10 protein-coding genes, 2 tRNA genes, 2 rRNA genes and 1 other annotated feature are annotated in these 17814 nt (G+C 45.7%); of the genes, 5 read left to right on the forward strand and 9 right to left on the reverse strand.

The features are described from left to right. Positions 1-43: 43 nt before the first annotated feature. The 7 genes from C1S74_RS08150 to rluD form a co-directional block, all read right to left on the reverse strand. Positions 44-2934, reverse strand: a 23S ribosomal RNA gene (locus C1S74_RS08150). 308 nt (positions 2935-3242) lie between these two features. Then, a tRNA-Glu gene (locus C1S74_RS08155) sits at positions 3243-3318 on the reverse strand. A gap of 42 nt (positions 3319-3360) precedes the next feature. Then, positions 3361-3436 (reverse strand) — tRNA-Ala (locus tag C1S74_RS08160). Between the two features lie 99 nt (positions 3437-3535). After that, positions 3536-5088: ribosomal RNA gene (locus C1S74_RS08165) — 16S ribosomal RNA — on the reverse strand. Together the 16S and 23S rRNA genes with 2 tRNA genes alongside form the textbook arrangement of a ribosomal RNA operon. A gap of 572 nt (positions 5089-5660) precedes the next feature. Then, on the reverse strand, positions 5661-8234 hold the full coding sequence (gene clpB, locus C1S74_RS08175; protein WP_045400219.1) for an ATP-dependent chaperone ClpB: 2574 nt from the start codon (positions 8232-8234) through the stop codon (positions 5661-5663). A 148-nt stretch (positions 8235-8382) separates the two neighbouring features. Further along, positions 8383-9111, reverse strand: a complete 729-nt coding sequence (gene pgeF / locus C1S74_RS08180; protein ID WP_045400221.1) for a peptidoglycan editing factor PgeF — start codon at positions 9109-9111, stop codon at positions 8383-8385. Between the two features lies 1 nt (position 9112). Next, positions 9113-10090 (reverse strand): 23S rRNA pseudouridine(1911/1915/1917) synthase RluD, encoded by a 978-nt coding sequence (gene rluD, locus C1S74_RS08185; protein WP_038874005.1) that lies wholly within the window; start codon positions 10088-10090, stop codon positions 9113-9115. Positions 10091-10226: 136 nt separating this feature from the next. On the opposite strand from rluD, the gene C1S74_RS08190 reads away from it, so the two are divergent. From C1S74_RS08190 to yjjX, 5 genes are all read left to right on the forward strand, one after another. Continuing rightward, positions 10227-10955 carry an outer membrane protein assembly factor BamD gene (locus tag C1S74_RS08190; protein ID WP_038874006.1) on the forward strand — a complete coding sequence of 243 codons (729 nt, stop codon included), beginning with the start codon at positions 10227-10229 and terminating at the stop codon, positions 10953-10955. A gap of 152 nt (positions 10956-11107) precedes the next feature. After that, a complete protein-coding gene (locus C1S74_RS08195; RefSeq protein ID WP_045400226.1) occupies positions 11108-12565 on the forward strand; it encodes an MltF family protein in 1458 nt (485 codons plus the stop codon). 369 nt (positions 12566-12934) lie between these two features. Next, a complete protein-coding gene (gene hpf, locus C1S74_RS08200; protein ID WP_038868798.1) occupies positions 12935-13261 on the forward strand; it encodes a ribosome hibernation-promoting factor, HPF/YfiA family in 327 nt (108 codons plus the stop codon). Positions 13262-13369: 108 nt separating this feature from the next. Beyond that, positions 13370-13491 (forward strand) — a sequence feature (Phe leader region). Between the two features lie 13 nt (positions 13492-13504). After that, positions 13505-14683, forward strand: a complete 1179-nt coding sequence (pheA, locus tag C1S74_RS08205; RefSeq protein ID WP_038866429.1) for a prephenate dehydratase — start codon at positions 13505-13507, stop codon at positions 14681-14683. Between the two features lie 24 nt (positions 14684-14707). After that, the gene (gene yjjX / locus C1S74_RS08210; RefSeq protein ID WP_045400229.1) at positions 14708-15241 is read left to right on the forward strand and encodes an inosine/xanthosine triphosphatase; all 534 of its coding nucleotides are present in this window, start codon (positions 14708-14710) and stop codon (positions 15239-15241) included. 99 nt (positions 15242-15340) lie between these two features. Here yjjX and trpR read toward each other — a convergent pair whose 3' ends face one another. Then, the gene (gene trpR, locus C1S74_RS08215) at positions 15341-15643 is read right to left on the reverse strand and encodes a trp operon repressor (RefSeq protein WP_045400230.1); all 303 of its coding nucleotides are present in this window, start codon (positions 15641-15643) and stop codon (positions 15341-15343) included. A gap of 13 nt (positions 15644-15656) precedes the next feature. Beyond that, entirely contained in the window at positions 15657-17603 is a 1947-nt protein-coding gene (locus C1S74_RS08220) for a transglycosylase SLT domain-containing protein (protein WP_039973771.1), read from the reverse strand. Positions 17604-17814 lie beyond the last annotated feature (211 nt).

The following is a 17814-nucleotide window of genomic DNA, read 5'->3' on the forward strand; positions in this document are numbered from 1 at the left end:
AATCGTTCTTGCATTGAGTCCATCAAAACCCCTTGGGTGTTGTATGGTTAAGCCTCACGGGCAATTAGTACAGGTTAGCTCAACGCCTCACAACGCTTACACACCCTGCCTATCAACGTTCTAGTCTCGAACAACCCTTTAGGATACTTAAAGTATCAGGGAAGACTCATCTCAGGGCTCGCTTCCCGCTTAGATGCTTTCAGCGGTTATCGATTCCGAACTTAGCTACCGGGCAATGCGTCTGGCGACACAACCCGAACACCAGAGGTTCGTCCACTCCGGTCCTCTCGTACTAGGAGCAGCCCCCTTCAATCTTCCAACGCCCACGGCAGATAGGGACCGAACTGTCTCACGACGTTCTAAACCCAGCTCGCGTACCACTTTAAATGGCGAACAGCCATACCCTTGGGACCGACTTCAGCCCCAGGATGTGATGAGCCGACATCGAGGTGCCAAACACCGCCGTCGATATGAACTCTTGGGCGGTATCAGCCTGTTATCCCCGGAGTACCTTTTATCCGTTGAGCGATGGCCCTTCCATACAGAACCACCGGATCACTATGACCTGCTTTCGCACCTGCTCGAATTGTCATTCTCGCAGTCAAGCGGGCTTATGCCATTGCACTAACCTCACGATGTCCAACCGTGATTAGCCCACCTTCGTGCTCCTCCGTTACTCTTTGGGAGGAGACCGCCCCAGTCAAACTACCCACCAGGCACTGTCCGCAACCCCGATTAGGGGTCGACGTTAGAACATCAACACTACAAGGGTGGTATTTCAAGGACGGCTCCACACAATCTAGCGACTGTGCTTCAAAGCCTCCCACCTATCCTACACATGTAGGGTCAATGTTCAGTGCCAAGCTGTAGTAAAGGTTCACGGGGTCTTTCCGTCTAGCCGCGGGTACACTGCATCTTCACAGCGATTTCAATTTCACTGAGTCTCGGGTGGAGACAGCGTGGCCATCATTACGCCATTCGTGCAGGTCGGAACTTACCCGACAAGGAATTTCGCTACCTTAGGACCGTTATAGTTACGGCCGCCGTTTACCGGGGCTTCGATCAAGAGCTTCGACCGAAGTCTAACCCCATCAATTAACCTTCCGGCACCGGGCAGGCGTCACACCGTATACGTCATCTTACGATTTTGCACAGTGCTGTGTTTTTAATAAACAGTTGCAGCCACCTGGTATCTGCGACTCTCGTCAGCTCCATCCGCAAGGGACTTCACCATCAAGAGCGTACCTTCTCCCGAAGTTACGGTACCATTTTGCCTAGTTCCTTCACCCGAGTTCTCTCAAGCGCCTTGGTATTCTCTACCCGACCACCTGTGTCGGTTTGGGGTACGATTCCTTACAATCTGAAGCTTAGAGGCTTTTCCTGGAAGCATGGCATCAATGACTTCACTACCGTAGTAGCTCGACGTCGTGTCTCAGCCTTAAGAAGAGCCGGATTTACCTAACTCTTCAGCCTACGCACTTGAACCTGGACAACCGTCGCCAGGCCCACCTAGCCTTCTCCGTCCCCCCATCGCAATTGTAAGAAGTACGGGAATATTAACCCGTTTCCCATCGACTACGCCTTTCGGCCTCGCCTTAGGGGTCGACTTACCCTGCCCCGATTAACGTTGGACAGGAACCCTTGGTCTTCCGGCGAGGAGGTTTTTCACCCCCTTTATCGTTACTCATGTCAGCATTCGCACTTCTGATACCTCCAGCATGCTTTACAACACACCTTCAACGGCTTACAGAACGCTCCCCTACCCAATGAAGTAAACTTCATTGCCGCAGCTTCGGTTTATTACTTAGCCCCGTTACATCTTCCGCGCAGGCCGACTCGACCAGTGAGCTATTACGCTTTCTTTAAATGATGGCTGCTTCTAAGCCAACATCCTGGCTGTCTGAGCCTTCCCACATCGTTTCCCACTTAGTAATAATTTGGGACCTTAGCTGGCGGTCTGGGTTGTTTCCCTCTCCACGACGGACGTTAGCACCCGCCGTGTGTCTCCCGGATAGTACTTACTGGTATTCGGAGTTTGCAAAGGGTTGGTAAGTCGGGATGACCCCCTAGCCTTAACAGTGCTCTACCCCCAGTAGTATTCGTCCGAGGCGCTACCTAAATAGCTTTCGGGGAGAACCAGCTATCTCCAGGTTTGATTGGCCTTTCACCCCTAGCCACAAGTCATCCGCTAATTTTTCAACATTAGTCGGTTCGGTCCTCCAATTGATGTTACTCAATCTTCAACCTGCCCATGGCTAGATCACCTGGTTTCGGGTCTATATCCAGCGACTAAGTCGCGCAGTTAACACTCGCTTTCGCTACGGCTCCCCTAGATGGTTAACCTTGCCACTGAATATAAGTCGCTGACCCATTATACAAAAGGTACGCAGTCACACCACGAAGGTGCTCCTACTGCTTGTACGTACACGGTTTCAGGTTCTATTTCACTCCCCTCACAGGGGTTCTTTTCGCCTTTCCCTCACGGTACTGGTTCACTATCGGTCAGTCAGTAGTATTTAGCCTTGGAGGATGGTCCCCCCATATTCAGACAGGATATCACGTGTCCCGCCCTACTCGATTTCACTGAATGTGCGTTGTCAACTACGGGGCTATCACCCTTTATTGCCGGACTTTCCAGACCGTTCGTCTAACGCATATAAAGCTTAAGGGCTAGTCCAATTTCGCTCGCCGCTACTTTCGGAATCTCGGTTGATTTCTTTTCCTCGGGGTACTTAGATGTTTCAGTTCCCCCGGTTCGCCTCGCTGCGCTATGTATTCACGCAGCGATACTAACTTATGCTAGTGGGTTTCCCCATTCGGAAATCCCAGACTCAAGTGGTTTTTACTACCTAATCTGGGCTTATCGCAAGTTAATACGTCCTTCATCGCCTCTGACTGCCAAGGCATCCACCGTGTACGCTTAGTCACTTAACCATACAACCCGAAGGAGTTTCGAGTTGATGTTCAAATCACCAAAGTTGTCTCTCATTATTTGAATGAGCGAGAGACATTTCGATTTTGCCGGACTCAATTTCGAATAATCACTGTAAAAGTGATATTCCCAAGAACACTGAATGTGTTTTTTGGTGTTTGTCATAAAGACAAACATTGAGAACTTTACAAGTAATCTTAAAGATTACTTTGTCAGCTTTCCAAATTGTTAAAGAGCTAATCACTTCTTATGAAGTAACCATTTTTAAGAACACTTAAGACTTTTTATTTAAAAGAAATGCACTTAAAGATGGTATCCCGTAGGGGAGTCGAACCCCTGTTACCGCCGTGAAAGGGCGGTGTCCTAGGCCTCTAGACGAACGGGACACTGTAAGCTTGTTTTGCTAAAAGCAGAAACAATATAGCTAGTGGTGGAGCTAATCGGGATCGAACCGATGACCTCTTCGCTGCCAGCGAAGCGCTCTCCCAGCTGAGCTATAGCCCCACATAAAATCGCTTCAGCATTTTATGCAGAACCAATCTTTTGCTCTGAAATTTAAACCATATCAATCTGTGTGGACACTCATCGTGAGTAATCATCGTATAAGGAGGTGATCCAGCGCCAGGTTCCCCTAGCGCTACCTTGTTACGACTTCACCCCAGTCATGAACCACAAAGTGGTAAGCGTCCTCCCGAAGGTTAAACTACCTACTTCTTTTGCAGCCCACTCCCATGGTGTGACGGGCGGTGTGTACAAGGCCCGGGAACGTATTCACCGTGGCATTCTGATCCACGATTACTAGCGATTCCGACTTCATGGAGTCGAGTTGCAGACTCCAATCCGGACTACGACGCACTTTTTGGGATTCGCTCACTATCGCTAGCTTGCTGCCCTCTGTATGCGCCATTGTAGCACGTGTGTAGCCCTACTCGTAAGGGCCATGATGACTTGACGTCGTCCCCACCTTCCTCCGGTTTATCACCGGCAGTCTCCCTGGAGTTCCCGACATTACTCGCTGGCAAACAAGGATAAGGGTTGCGCTCGTTGCGGGACTTAACCCAACATTTCACAACACGAGCTGACGACAGCCATGCAGCACCTGTCTCAGAGTTCCCGAAGGCACCAATCCATCTCTGGAAAGTTCTCTGGATGTCAAGAGTAGGTAAGGTTCTTCGCGTTGCATCGAATTAAACCACATGCTCCACCGCTTGTGCGGGCCCCCGTCAATTCATTTGAGTTTTAATCTTGCGACCGTACTCCCCAGGCGGTCTACTTAACGCGTTAGCTCCGAAAGCCACGGCTCAAGGCCACAACCTCCAAGTAGACATCGTTTACGGCGTGGACTACCAGGGTATCTAATCCTGTTTGCTCCCCACGCTTTCGCATCTGAGTGTCAGTATCTGTCCAGGGGGCCGCCTTCGCCACCGGTATTCCTTCAGATCTCTACGCATTTCACCGCTACACCTGAAATTCTACCCCCCTCTACAGTACTCTAGTCTGCCAGTTTCAAATGCTATTCCGAGGTTGAGCCCCGGGCTTTCACATCTGACTTAACAAACCACCTGCATGCGCTTTACGCCCAGTAATTCCGATTAACGCTCGCACCCTCCGTATTACCGCGGCTGCTGGCACGGAGTTAGCCGGTGCTTCTTCTGTCGCTAACGTCAAATAATGCAGCTATTAACTACACTACCTTCCTCACGACTGAAAGTGCTTTACAACCCGAAGGCCTTCTTCACACACGCGGCATGGCTGCATCAGGCTTGCGCCCATTGTGCAATATTCCCCACTGCTGCCTCCCGTAGGAGTCTGGACCGTGTCTCAGTTCCAGTGTGGCTGATCATCCTCTCAGACCAGCTAGGGATCGTCGCCTTGGTGAGCCATTACCTCACCAACTAGCTAATCCCACCTAGGCATATCCTGACGCGAGAGGCCCGAAGGTCCCCCTCTTTGGCCCGTAGGCATCATGCGGTATTAGCCATCGTTTCCAATGGTTATCCCCCACATCAGGGCAATTTCCTAGGCATTACTCACCCGTCCGCCGCTCGACGCCGTTATCGTTCCCCGAAGGTTCAGATAACTCGTTTCCGCTCGACTTGCATGTGTTAGGCCTGCCGCCAGCGTTCAATCTGAGCCATGATCAAACTCTTCAATTTAAGATTTTGTTCGGCTCAACGAATACTGACTTCAAAACTCATCCTTACTCGAAAGTAAGAAGTAATTTTAAAGCTATTATCATTCCAACAGAATGATAATGAATTGACTGTGCCAAGTCCCCTAATGTTGCCAAAAGAAGTCTTGATTGGTCACTCAGTTCATTGAAACCTAATTTGAAACCGAAGTTTCTAATTGGATTATCATCAACGAGTGCCCACACAGATTGATAGGTTCTTATTTTTAAAGAGCACACTCTGAAGTTCTCTTCAAAGTGGACGGCCATTTTAGCGAGATAACTTATCGTGTCAAACACTTTTTTAAGTTATTTCTCTGTGAGTTACTTTCGAACTCACTGACCTTGTCATCTCGGCTTCGCTTTGTTTGCTTTCCCGTGACAACGGAGGCGCATTATAGGGAGTTCGTTTAAGAACACAAGCCTATTTTTCAAAAAAACTTGCCTTTTTAACTCGTTCGATTAGAAAACAAGCAAAAGCCGATAAAAGTGGAGCAAAAAGGGGGCTTACGCCCCCTAAAACTTGAACTTCGTCTCACTTTCACTGCATTAATATAATTACTGGTGAGCGATGATTTGGTCATTATTCACAATCAGCTGCACTTTCTTGTCTGGCAAGATTTGACCAGCCAAGATTGATTTCGCTAATGGGTTCTCAACATTCTGTTGAATTGCACGTTTTAGAGGTCGCGCACCATACACAGGATCAAAACCAACTTGAGCAATCAAATCGAGGGCTTTTGCGGATACCTCTAATTGGTAACCTTTTTCTTCTAAGCGTTTAGCTAGACGTTCCAGTTGAATAGAAGCAATCGACTTTATGTGCTCTTGACCAAGCGGATGGAATACAACACTTTCATCAACACGGTTTAAAAACTCAGGACGGAAGTGCTTACTAACCACATCCATAACTTCATTCTTAATGCCTTGGTAATCCAGAGTAGCAAAGTTCTCTTGGATGCGAGCTGAACCTAAGTTCGATGTCATGATCACTACAGTATTACGGAAATCAACCGTTCTACCCTGACCATCAGTTAATCGACCATCATCCAATACTTGCAGTAAAATATTGAACACATCGGGATGCGCCTTTTCTACTTCATCTAATAGGATGACAGAATAAGGTTTGCGACGAACCGCTTCTGTTAGATAACCACCCTCCTCATAACCAACGTAACCCGGAGGCGCACCAACTAACCTTGCCACAGAATGTTTCTCCATGAATTCAGACATGTCGATACGTACCATTGCATCTTCGCTATCGAACATAAAGCTCGCGAGTGTCTTACACAATTCCGTTTTACCCACCCCCGTAGGGCCTAAGAATAAGAAGGAACCAATTGGTTTGTTTGGATCTGATAATCCGGCTCGACTACGGCGGATTGCATTCGATACCACTTCTACCGCTTCTGCCTGACCAATCACACGTTTGTGCAATACTTCTTCCATGCGGAGCAGTTTTTCTTTTTCTGCTTCGAGCATTTTAGAGACTGGTATACCCGTTTGCTTAGATAGTACTTCTGCAATCTCGTTGTCCGTCACCTTATTGCGCAGTAGCGTCATCTCTTGCATCTCAGCTTGAGTTGCAAGGTCGAGTTGTTTTTCAAGTTCAGGAATACGACCGTATTGCAATTCAGACATACGGTTTAAATCACCAGCGCGGCGAGCAAAATCCATATCCATACGCGCTTGCTCTAGTTCACCTTTAATATGTTGTGTACCAGAAAGGGCCGCTTTTTCAGCATTCCACACTTCTTCAAGCTCCGCGTATTCGCGTTCTTTTTCATCCAACTCTTCATTAAGTGCATTTAAACGTTTTTCACTCGCTTCATCATGTTCATTACTTAATGCTTGTTGTTCGATTTTAAGCTGAATGATCTTACGCTCTAGCTTGTCTAGTGACTCAGGCTTGGAGTCAATCTGCAAACGAATGCTAGAAGCCGCTTCATCAATTAAGTCGATCGCTTTGTCTGGTAATTGACGGTCTGACACATAACGGTGTGACAAACTGGCCGCTGCTACAATCGCAGGGTCGGTAATCTCTACATGATGATGAAGTTCATAGCGCTCTTTTAGACCACGCAAAATCGCAACGGTATCTTCAACACTAGGTTCGTCCACCAGCACTTTTTGGAAACGACGCTCAAGTGCGGCATCTTTCTCTATATACTGACGATATTCATCCAATGTTGTTGCACCGACACAGTGAAGCTCGCCACGTGCCAACGCTGGTTTAAGCATATTGCCTGCATCCATAGAGCCTTCGCCTTTACCAGCGCCGACCATAGTATGTAATTCATCGATAAAGAGAATAACGTTGCCTTCTTCTTTGGCTAATTCATTCAATACCGATTTCAAACGTTCTTCGAATTCACCACGATATTTCGCTCCTGCTACGAGCGATCCCATATCTAGTGAAAGCACACGACGCCCGCGTAGACCTTCCGGAACTTCATTATTAATGATGCGCTGCGCCAAACCTTCCACAATAGCGGTTTTACCCACGCCCGGCTCACCGATAATGACAGGATTGTTTTTAGTTCGACGTTGCAGTACTTGAATGGTTCGACGGATTTCATCATCGCGACCGATCACAGGATCCAGCTTACCCTGCTCTGCACGTTCGGTAAGGTCAATCGTGAACTTTTCCAAGGCTTGGCGAAGCTCTTCTGCATTGGGGTCATTGACCTTTTGACCACCTCTGATCTTTTCGATTGCTTGGCTAACTTTTTGCTCAGTTAAGCCGAGCTCTTTAAGCAATTGACCAAGAGGACCGCGGTCTTCCATTGCAGCAAGTAAGAAGACTTCTGATGAGATGTAAGAGTCCTGACGCTTTTGAGCCACCTTGTCACACAGGTTAAACAAAGTCCCCATTGAACTAGACAATTGAACATCACCACCAATACCGCTTACTTTTGGCAATCGGTCTAACATCTCGCTCAACTTTGAACGTAACTGAGTAACGTCGACATCTAACATTGTTAGCAATGGACGAATTGGGCTACCGTTTTGATCCAGCAAAGCCACCATAAGATGGACTGGTTCGATGTATTGATGATCGCGCCCTAACGCCAGTGACTGAGCATCAGAGATAGCGATTTGAAACTTACTTGTGAATCTATCAAGACGCATATCTTCCTTCCTAACCTCAACTTAAGAGAATTCTTTTGACAGTTAGAAAGATGGATACGCAAAGGGGGAATTTCAAGGGAGTGAATCAATAAAGATAGCTTTGCAAAAATAGAGCTATGCATCATAGCGAATTTGCGCTTGGTCAGAGTTAATCTTCAATCCAAATAAAAGTGGCTTGTCGACCAGTCACACCATCACGGCGATAGGAATAAAAGTCATCTTTGTCTTGAAAAGTACATAGACCTGAATCAAATACTTGAGTGACACCAAGTTTATTAAGACGCTGAGTTGCAAGCTTGGACATATCCGCTAACCACTTTCCTTCAACATCACGAGGGGTAAAGGCTTGATGAGCTTGTGAGTCGAAATCCATAAAGGCTTGGAGGACATCCTCCCCCACTTCAAATGCTTTTGGTCCAATAGCAGGACCAAGCCACGCCATTACCTCACCAGAAAACAACTCTAATGCGTTTTCAATGATACCATTCGCTAAACCACGCCAACCGGCATGCACCGCAGCAACTTGGGTACCTTGCATATTGGTCAGTAAAACGGGTAAACAATCTGCCGTCATAGCAGAACAGATAACATTGCTTGAAGACGTATATATGCCATCCGCATCGAGCACTTGCAAAGTCGGAGCACTCACTTGAGTGACAACCGTCGAATGAGTTTGGTTTAACCAGATAGGTGCGGTCGGCATATTTGCCTGTTGCGCTAACCATTCGCGGTTTTTTTCAACTAATGACAGTTCATCCCCAACGTGTGCACCTAAGTTAAGCCCTTGATACGGAGCAGAAGAAAAGCCCCCTACTCTCGTAGAGGAAAAAGCTTTTACATTCTTAGGCGCAGGCCAGTTGGGAATAACTGTCTTCATATTAGAACTCGTCTGGTAGACCGTATTCTTCTGTATCTTTGCGCAACGCTTCTGTCATGACGACCATATCCGCAGGCACTGGAGCATGGAACTCAAGCTCTTCACCAGTGATAGGATGTTCAAAGCGAAGCATTACCGCGTGCAGTGCTTGACGGTCAAAGCCACGAATCATCGCAGTCACTTCTTCTGAAGCACCTGTCGGGATACGAGCACGACCACCGTAAGCAGTATCACCTAATAGCGGATGCTGCAGGTAAGACATGTGCACACGGATTTGGTGTGTACGACCGGTTTCTAGACGAAGACGAATGCGTGTATGCTCGCGGAAGTGCTCAGCAACACGGTAGTGTGTTACTGCTGGCTTACCCAGAGGTGCTACAGCCATCAGCGTACGCTTAGTAGAGTGACGACCAATTGGCTTATCCACTTTACCGCCTGCTGTCATACGGCCGATAGCAATCGCTTCGTATTCACGTGTAATGTTACGTTTTTGCAGAGCACGAACTAGACGAGTTTGCGCCGGAACGGTTTTTGCGACCACCATTAGGCCAGTCGTATCTTTATCCAAACGGTGCACAATACCTGCACGAGGTACTTCTGCAATATCAGGATAATGATGCAATAGCGCGTTGAGCACGGTACCATCTGGAGTACCCGCACCAGGGTGAACAACAAAATCACGAGGCTTATTGATTACGATGATGTCATCATCTTCGTAGACGATATCTAGAGGGATATCTTGCGCTTCCCAGCGTTCTTCATCTTCCAGCTCGGCTTGCAAGGTAATTTCCTCGCCACCCATAACTTTGGTGCGAGGTTTAGTGACAACTTCACCATTCACTTGTACTTTCCCGTCAAGAAGCCATTCTTTCAGGCGAGAGCGAGAAAAGTCTGCGAATAATTCGGCGATAGCTTGGTCCAAACGTTGACCTAATTGGCTATCTTTTACGGTGTTGGTTAAAACAATCTGCTGAGCCATATCGAACTTTTTTAAAAACTGTGAGACTAATGCTCACGACTGTGGAAAAATAGACTATTACGTCATTGTATCTGTTACTGGAAAGAAAGTAACGGCAGCTTAAGAAATATTTAGATTCAAGGAACAGACTCCTGATATGAAACATCAGACTTTAACAGGCCTTTTAGCGGTATCCCTTCTGTTTGGCTGTGCAAGCAAAGAAGAAATCGTTCCTGATGTGCCACCTTCTGAACTGTATGCTGACGCGCAAACGTCGCTTCAAAGTGGTAACTGGCTTTCTGCTATTGAGAAATTGGAAGCTTTAGATTCGCGTTACCCGTTTGGTGCCTACTCTGAGCAGGTACAACTTGACCTTATTTACGCGTACTACAAAAACGACGACCTAGCATTAGGTCTTGCAACGATTTCTCGCTTTATGCGTTTGAACCCAACTCATGAAAAAATGGACTGGGTATTGTACATGCGTGGTTTGAGCCACATGGCGCAAGACCGTAACTTTATGCATGACTTGTTCAATGTTGACCGTAGTGACCGAGATCCAGAGCCAGTTAAGAAAGCATTTGATGATTTCAAAAAACTGCTAGAGCGTTACCCAAACAGCCCATATGCTGAAGATTCACAAAAACGCATGGTGGCACTGAAAAACCGCTTAGCAAACTACGACCTTGCTACTGCGGACTTCTATCTACGCCGTGAAGCTTGGATTGCTGCGATTAACCGTGCCCAAGAACTTCAAAAAGCATTCCCAGATACTGAAGCAGCACGCAAGTCACTGGATATTCAGTTAGAAGCTTACAAGCAACTGGAACTAAAAGATGCAGTTGCCAGAACGGAAGAGCTGATAAAGCTTAACCCAGTAAAATAACACCAACCGCCACAGCTTTGCTTGTGGCGGTTTTGTTCCCCCCTTCCTTATTTTTGCTTTATCCTTTCTCGTTACCACATTCATTACCTTGATGATTTTTTAAGCGACACATATGCTTAAGGTTCTCCTTCACCATCAACATGGATGTGAACATGGCATTATCAAAGCTATGGACAGGACTTCTACTGTTACTCTCAGCATCAGCATTTGCTTTAGAGTTGTCCCCTCTGAGACAGCCCCCTTACACAGGTGATCTCGATGTCATTAAAGAGAAGAACGTCTTGCGTGTGTTGGTATCTGCCGATTTGGGTTTCTACTACATAGAGGGAGGTGAACCAAAAGGGATTGGCGCTGAGTTGCTTGCGCATTTTGAGAGAGATTTACGCAAACTCAAACCTAAGATCAATATTCAAATCATTCCTGTATCTCGTGATGAGCTGTTTCCTTCCCTAGAACAAGGGCTGGGAGATCTGGTTGTTGCGAACCTCACCATTACCGACGCACGTAAGAAATTGGTTGATTTTAGTGATCCTGCCATTACGGGAATTGAAGAGTGGGTGATCACCGACAAAAAAACACCTGTGATGACCAAGCTTGACCAGTTAAGCGGCAAGGAAATATGGGTACGTGCCAGTTCAAGTTACTTCGAGAGCATTCAGGCATTAAACAAACAACTTAATAAGAAAGGCTTACCACCTGTTGTTGTGCATTTCATAGAAGAAACACTACAAGACTACGAATTGGTGGGAATGCTCAACAATGGCTATGTCAAAGCCATCGTTCTTGATAGCCACAAAGCCAAGTTGTGGATGAGCTTTATGGATGATATTCGCTCTCATACCAAAATCCCCCTCCGCACCGGCGGTGAGATAGCATGGGCAATGAGGCACGATAGTCCAGAGTTGAAGAAAGTGGTGAATAAATTCATCAAGACATCAAGATCCGGCACCTTATTGGGCAATGTGATTTACGGCAAATATATCGATAATACTAATTGGCTCAACAAAGCCCTCAACCCGAAAAAAATCGCGCAATTAGAAAAGCTCTCTTCCTTATTCTCTAAATATGGAGAGAAATACGATTTTGATTATCTGCTTATCGCCGCAGTGGCCTATCAAGAATCTGGATTTAACAATAATCTAGTATCGAGTCGAGGTGCAGTTGGCATCATGCAAATTCTGCCAAGTACTGCCAGCGACCCAAACGTAAACATTAAAAACGTTCGAAACTTGGAGAACAATGTCCATGCTGGTGTGAAGTACATGGCCTTTCTACGTCAATACTACTTCAGCGATGAAGCAATCAGTAAAGAGAACAAACTGTACCTAACGCTTGCCGCATACAATGCAGGGCCTGGAAATATAGAGAGAATGCGCAAACGCGCCGCGCAACAAGGTTATGACCCAAACGTTTGGTTTCACAATGTAGAAGTGGTGACGCGACGTAGCTTAGGCGAGACCGTCAGATACGTCACTAACGTGAACCGCTACTACGTTATTTACAAGCAACTCGAAAGCCTCGACCTAGCCAAGACATTGGACAACGTCTTATTAGCGCCAGAAGACCCTGTGTTCATGACGCCATTGAAGAAAATAAGCCAAACGCCATAAAACCGAGAACAAAAAACCAAAAACGCCGCTCAGTTCATGAGCGGCGTTTTTGAATCTAACTTACTATGCACTTTAAGAGTGATCTGATTCACATCTTTGTTCTGGTTGATTTTTAACTAACTAGAATTACAGGCCGTATAACTCCCCTAAAAACGGGATAGTTTTCAGCTCAGTACTCTATCCAATCTAATGATTTCGAATCCGATAACAAGCAATTTTCACAGAAATCTAAACAGTTCTTGAGAAAGATCACATTCACTTCCCACCTATAAAAAACCACTCAAAATAGTGATCTATATCACATTATTTTATCCTCAGAGCGGTAATCTGAATTCAACCCATGAGGGATGAAACAGAGGAAAAACATTTATGACAATGAACATCACTGGTAAAAATATCGAAATCACCTCTGCAATCCGAGCTCATATTGAGAGCAAATTTAAAAAGCTGGAGAAATGGCAAGTAGACATCATCGGATGCCAAGCAACTTTCAGTGAGGAACCAAACAAACAGAAGAAATTCGAAGCCGTTATTACGGTTCCTAAAGGGCAACTAATCGCCTCAGCTACTCACGAAGATCTTTACGCAGCTATCAACGAAGTGGAGCAAAAACTAGAACGACAATTGAATAAGCTGACCCACAAACCTGAAGCTCGACGTGCTAGCAAGCCGGAGTTAGTGGAAGAAGAAGAGTAAACCGACCAGATCGAGGAAGTAGCGCCGTAAGGCGCTATTTTTTTGCTTGACGCTCCCCGCCTGCTTGCTTATTGTGTTTAAACACTCACAAATTAAGCACTATTTATGCATTTGACTCACCTGTTTCTTTTTGACTTCTTTTTCCTTCCATAGTTGGAGGGGCTAACTCGTTTGTGAAAGAAAAGTCAAAAACAAACAGAAAGCCTCCCAAATCGGGAGGCTTTTTTTATAAGGAAAGAATTGATGACTGACCAACCTATTTCCCTGGATGAAATTCGTTTACGTTTGAATGAGCTTGATGACGAGCTTTTAAGCTTGCTGTCTGAACGTCGTAAGCTCAGCATTGAAGTAGCAAAAAGCAAAGTCCAAACATCAAAACCTGTTCGTGATGCTGTCCGTGAACAACAACTACTAGTAAAACTGATTACCAACGGCCGTGATAAATACGAACTCGACGCTCAGTACATCACCAAACTTTTCCATACGATCATCGAAGATTCGGTGCTTTTGCAACAAAGCTATCTACAGAACCTAGTCAACCCTCAGCAAAGTCGTAAACCATTAGCACGAGTGGCTTTCTTAGGAGCTAAAGGGTCTTACTCTCACTTAGCTAGTCGTGAGTACTTCAGTCGTAAAAATACAGAGCTAATTGAACTCAACTGCGAGCACTTCAAAGAAGTAACTCAGACCGTTGAATCTGGCCATGCTGATTATGGTGTTCTACCAATTGAAAACACCAGTTCTGGTTCAATTAACGAAGTCTACGACCTTCTACAACACACAACACTTTATATCGTAGGAGAGCTGACTCAACCGATTGAGCATTGCCTTGTTGCAACCAAAGACATTCGTCTAGAGAACATCAAAACGCTTTACTCTCACCCGCAGCCCCATCAGCAATGCAGTGAGTTCCTTAGTAGAATGAAAGGCGTTCAACTCGAATCTTGTGCGAGCACAGCCGATGCGATGCAGAAGGTACAAGAATTGGGCCGTGATGATGTCGCCGCTATCGGTAATGCTTCCAGTGGTAAGCTTTATGGCTTACAAGCGATCCAAGGCAACATCGCGAACCAAACTGAAAACCATACCCGCTTTATTGTGGTTGCTCGTAAACCTGTCGAGGTCTCCACACAGATACCGGCAAAAACCACATTGATTATGTCTACCTCTCAAGAGGCAGGTTCTTTAGTCGAGACCCTGTTAGTACTGCAACGTTTCGGTATCAACATGACTAAGTTAGAGTCCCGTCCGATCATGGGTAACCCATGGGAAGAAATGTTCTATGTTGATTTAGAATCACACCTTGGTTCCACCGCCATGCAGCATGTGCTCGATGAGCTCACCAAGATAACTAAACACCTGAAAGTATTAGGATGTTACCCAAGTGAGAACGTAAAACCCACTCAAGTAAAATTGGGTTAATAGACATCGATAGGTAAAAAGATCATGGTAGACCAAAAAGTCGTTATCGCTTCACTCAACCCTGCAAAAATTAAAGCCGTAGAGAGTGCTTTTCAAAGTGCTTTCCCTGAACAACGTTTTAACTTTTTCGGAGTCAGTGTCCCGAGTGAAGTTTCAGACCAGCCAATGACCAATGATGAAACACGCCGAGGTGCTTTAAATCGTGTTCGCAATGCTAAAACTGAGATGCCGAATGCTGATTTCTATATTGGTTTAGAAGCGGGTATTGAAGGAAAAGTTACTTTTGCTTGGATGGTGATTGAATCCGAGACTCATCGTGGAGAGTCGCGTTCAGCAAGTTTGATGCTACCACCAGAAGTGCTAGAAAAACTTGAACATGCCAATGAACTGGGTGATGTAATGGATGAAGTATTTGGTACTGACAATATCAAACAAAAAGGTGGCGCAATTGGCCTGTTAACTCAAAACCAACTGACGCGCAGTTCGGTCTACCACCAAGCTTTGATTCTGGCGTTGATTCCTTTTACCAACCCTGAACATTTCCCTGCAAACCTATAGCTGTGTGGCTCTTATTAAGAGTCTGAAGCTGATAGTCGAGTAAAGTACGTATTAAAAAGGGCGGATATTCCGCCCTTTTTGCTGCCCGTAACTCAAAGATTATTGAGCGCCCTGCTCTAATAATGTCTTAAGTTTGTCTTTGTCGACATCGGACTTTGACTTTAACTCGTTAGAGCCACGGGTAATTGTCGCAATACCAACCCCAAGCATTTGACTGATTTGACGCTGTGAGAGCTCACCTTTTAGCAACTCGTTGAGAATATTAACGCGTGCGGTCAGTGACTCTCGCTCATCCGGTGTCATTAGCATGGTCAACAACATTTCGTGTTGCTGATTGTCCACACTTGAACGGATTAACGCGACAATCTGTTGCCAGTCTTTGTACTCAGGTTCATGTGACATCAAGTTACCTCACTCAATACTTGGTATTGATCTCTTCTTGGGTCAAGAACGAACCGTCGACACCTAAAAGGTCGCGGTAGTACGTTTCGAACATCAAAATGTTCTGTACATACCCACGCGTCTCTTTAAATGAAATCGCCTCTATAAAGGAATAAGCATCCACTTTTCCTTGAGTTCGCTCTCGCCACATTTTTACTCGGTTAGGCCCTGCATTATAAGCAGCGAGCGAAAAAATACGATTATTATCGTAATCTTCCATTAAGCCTTGTAAGTAATGGCTACCAATTTCAATGTTCTTACCTACATTGTAGAGATCTTGCGTACCTTGATATTTCAGCTTGTACTTGTTTGCCGTGTACTTAGCCGTCGCAGGCATAATCTGCATCAGACCACGAGCTCCAACCGGAGAGCGCGCTTCAGAATCAAGTGCACTCTCTTGTCTCGCCAAAGACATCATTGTGATTGGGTCGATATTGTGTTTCTCAGCGTAAAAGTTAAACCACCAGCGATGCGCGACAGGGAATCGCAACGGAATGTTATCCCACATCTGAGCTTGAATACTCGCAATAACCGTCAAGTTATGCCAATGCTTAGACGCGGCAAAAGCGGCAAGTTGCGTTTTCTCCTCTTTACCAACACGACGGAGCAAATGTGTCCATTCACTCTTCGCCGCAGCGATCTTGTCGGTTGCTATCAGCTCTTCAATACGAAGCAGCGATTTTTGATATGGCTGAATGGCTTTCTTATCGAGCTTAACAGAACTTGATGGATACTTGATCGATTGACCAATCGCATTCGCTGCGGCCACACTGTAAAAGTTACGCTGGCCAGTCTGTTTTGCTAAACGTTGCTTACCTGCGACTTCATCACCCAATGCGATTTCACTGCGCCCTAACCAGTATTGCCACCGAAGTGATGCTTGCTCTTCATCATTAAGCACTGCGATCCATTTTTTTACCCCTTGCCAGTCGCCATTTTGAATCGATAAACGAATACGACTTTCAATCAGAGGTAGGTTTTTACTGGTTTTTGTTTTGTCATCGCGCCACTTCGCCAATGAATCTGATTCAGTACGAATCAAACGAATCGCAATGTAATCCGCCAGTGCTTGAGCCTTTTCTGGAGAGAACTTTTGCCCTTTCACTACGGTCGCATAAGCATCTTGCGCTTGCTTGGTGTTTTTTCGAGCCAGTTTCTCTAATGCGAATTCTGCTTGAGTTCGATTAAAGTCATTCGCTTGTTGCTTCTTGGCAAACTCCGCCACATTTTCAGGCTTATCGAACAATGCCTTCATCGCTTTGGCTTGCTGCTGAGCTTTGGCCGATGTAGGCAACTTTTGCAGATAGGCCATTAGCCCGCCATTACGCGCATCAAATGCTAATAACATGCGTTGTAAAATCATGTCATCTGTACGTTCACCCGCTTTGTCCCATGCAGAGAACAGTGGGTCACATTCATCAGCAATACTCTTGCCGCGCAGCCACATGTGCTCTGCGCCTTTAAAGGCAGCAACTTGTTTACCCTGTTCTAATTGAGCGACATAAAAAATACACTGATAACGCTCACCACTTGGCTCAACTTTCTGGAACTCGGTAATGGTTTTCCAATCTTTCTGGCGATAAAGGTTATCTAGATACGGGGCGCGAATACGACGTGAGAATGGAAAAGCTTCATGTTCACTAATAAACGCATCTACCTGTTGTGGTGACTTGCTCGATAATTGCCTCAGAAATACCCGATAGTCCACATAAGGAGTGAGTGGATAATCAGCGATTTTGGAACGAATAGACAAGTAGCCATCAATGTCATTCTTGTCTAATAAATTTTGTGCCTGCTCATAGACTTGACGCTGCTTTTCTAGGCTCAGCGTCGCGTTTGCCGACACGCTTACCGCACATAAAGCGGCTGCGTAGCATACTCTTTTAGCCAATTCAGTTACGTTGAATTTCATGTGCGTCATTTTCCCCAGACGTTTCTCTCTTCATGCTTTACCACTGGTGAATACAAACGTAGTAAGCAATAAAGCATATGCATCTATTTACACCGTAATAAGTGCTTATTGTAAAGCGACTTGATGTAATAAATGTTGTACTCGTAAAACTTTAGAACCCTTTAAGACAAATAGATTCCCATCAATTCATCCAACTAAATGAACTGTTGGCTTTGATTTA

The sequence above is a fragment of the Vibrio hyugaensis genome, assembly GCF_002906655.1.
In the GTDB taxonomy this organism is placed as follows: Bacteria; Pseudomonadota; Gammaproteobacteria; order Enterobacterales; family Vibrionaceae; genus Vibrio; species Vibrio hyugaensis.

Excerpts from the sequence above, each read along its gene's own strand:
- rluD (WP_038874005.1), bottom strand. The coding sequence starts at position 10,090 with ATGGCTCAGCAGATTGTTTTAACCAACACCGTAAAAGATAGCCAATTA.
- pheA (WP_038866429.1), top strand. The coding sequence starts at position 13,505 with ATGACTGACCAACCTATTTCCCTGGATGAAATTCGTTTACGTTTGAAT.
- C1S74_RS08195 (WP_045400226.1), top strand. The coding sequence starts at position 11,108 with ATGGCATTATCAAAGCTATGGACAGGACTTCTACTGTTACTCTCAGCA.
- C1S74_RS08190 (WP_038874006.1), top strand. The coding sequence starts at position 10,227 with ATGAAACATCAGACTTTAACAGGCCTTTTAGCGGTATCCCTTCTGTTT.
- trpR (WP_045400230.1), bottom strand. The coding sequence starts at position 15,643 with ATGTCACATGAACCTGAGTACAAAGACTGGCAACAGATTGTCGCGTTA.
- C1S74_RS08220 (WP_039973771.1), bottom strand. The coding sequence starts at position 17,603 with ATGACGCACATGAAATTCAACGTAACTGAATTGGCTAAAAGAGTATGC.
- clpB (WP_045400219.1), bottom strand. The coding sequence starts at position 8,234 with ATGCGTCTTGATAGATTCACAAGTAAGTTTCAAATCGCTATCTCTGAT.
- hpf (WP_038868798.1), top strand. The coding sequence starts at position 12,935 with ATGACAATGAACATCACTGGTAAAAATATCGAAATCACCTCTGCAATC.
- yjjX (WP_045400229.1), top strand. The coding sequence starts at position 14,708 with ATGGTAGACCAAAAAGTCGTTATCGCTTCACTCAACCCTGCAAAAATT.
- pgeF (WP_045400221.1), bottom strand. The coding sequence starts at position 9,111 with ATGAAGACAGTTATTCCCAACTGGCCTGCGCCTAAGAATGTAAAAGCT.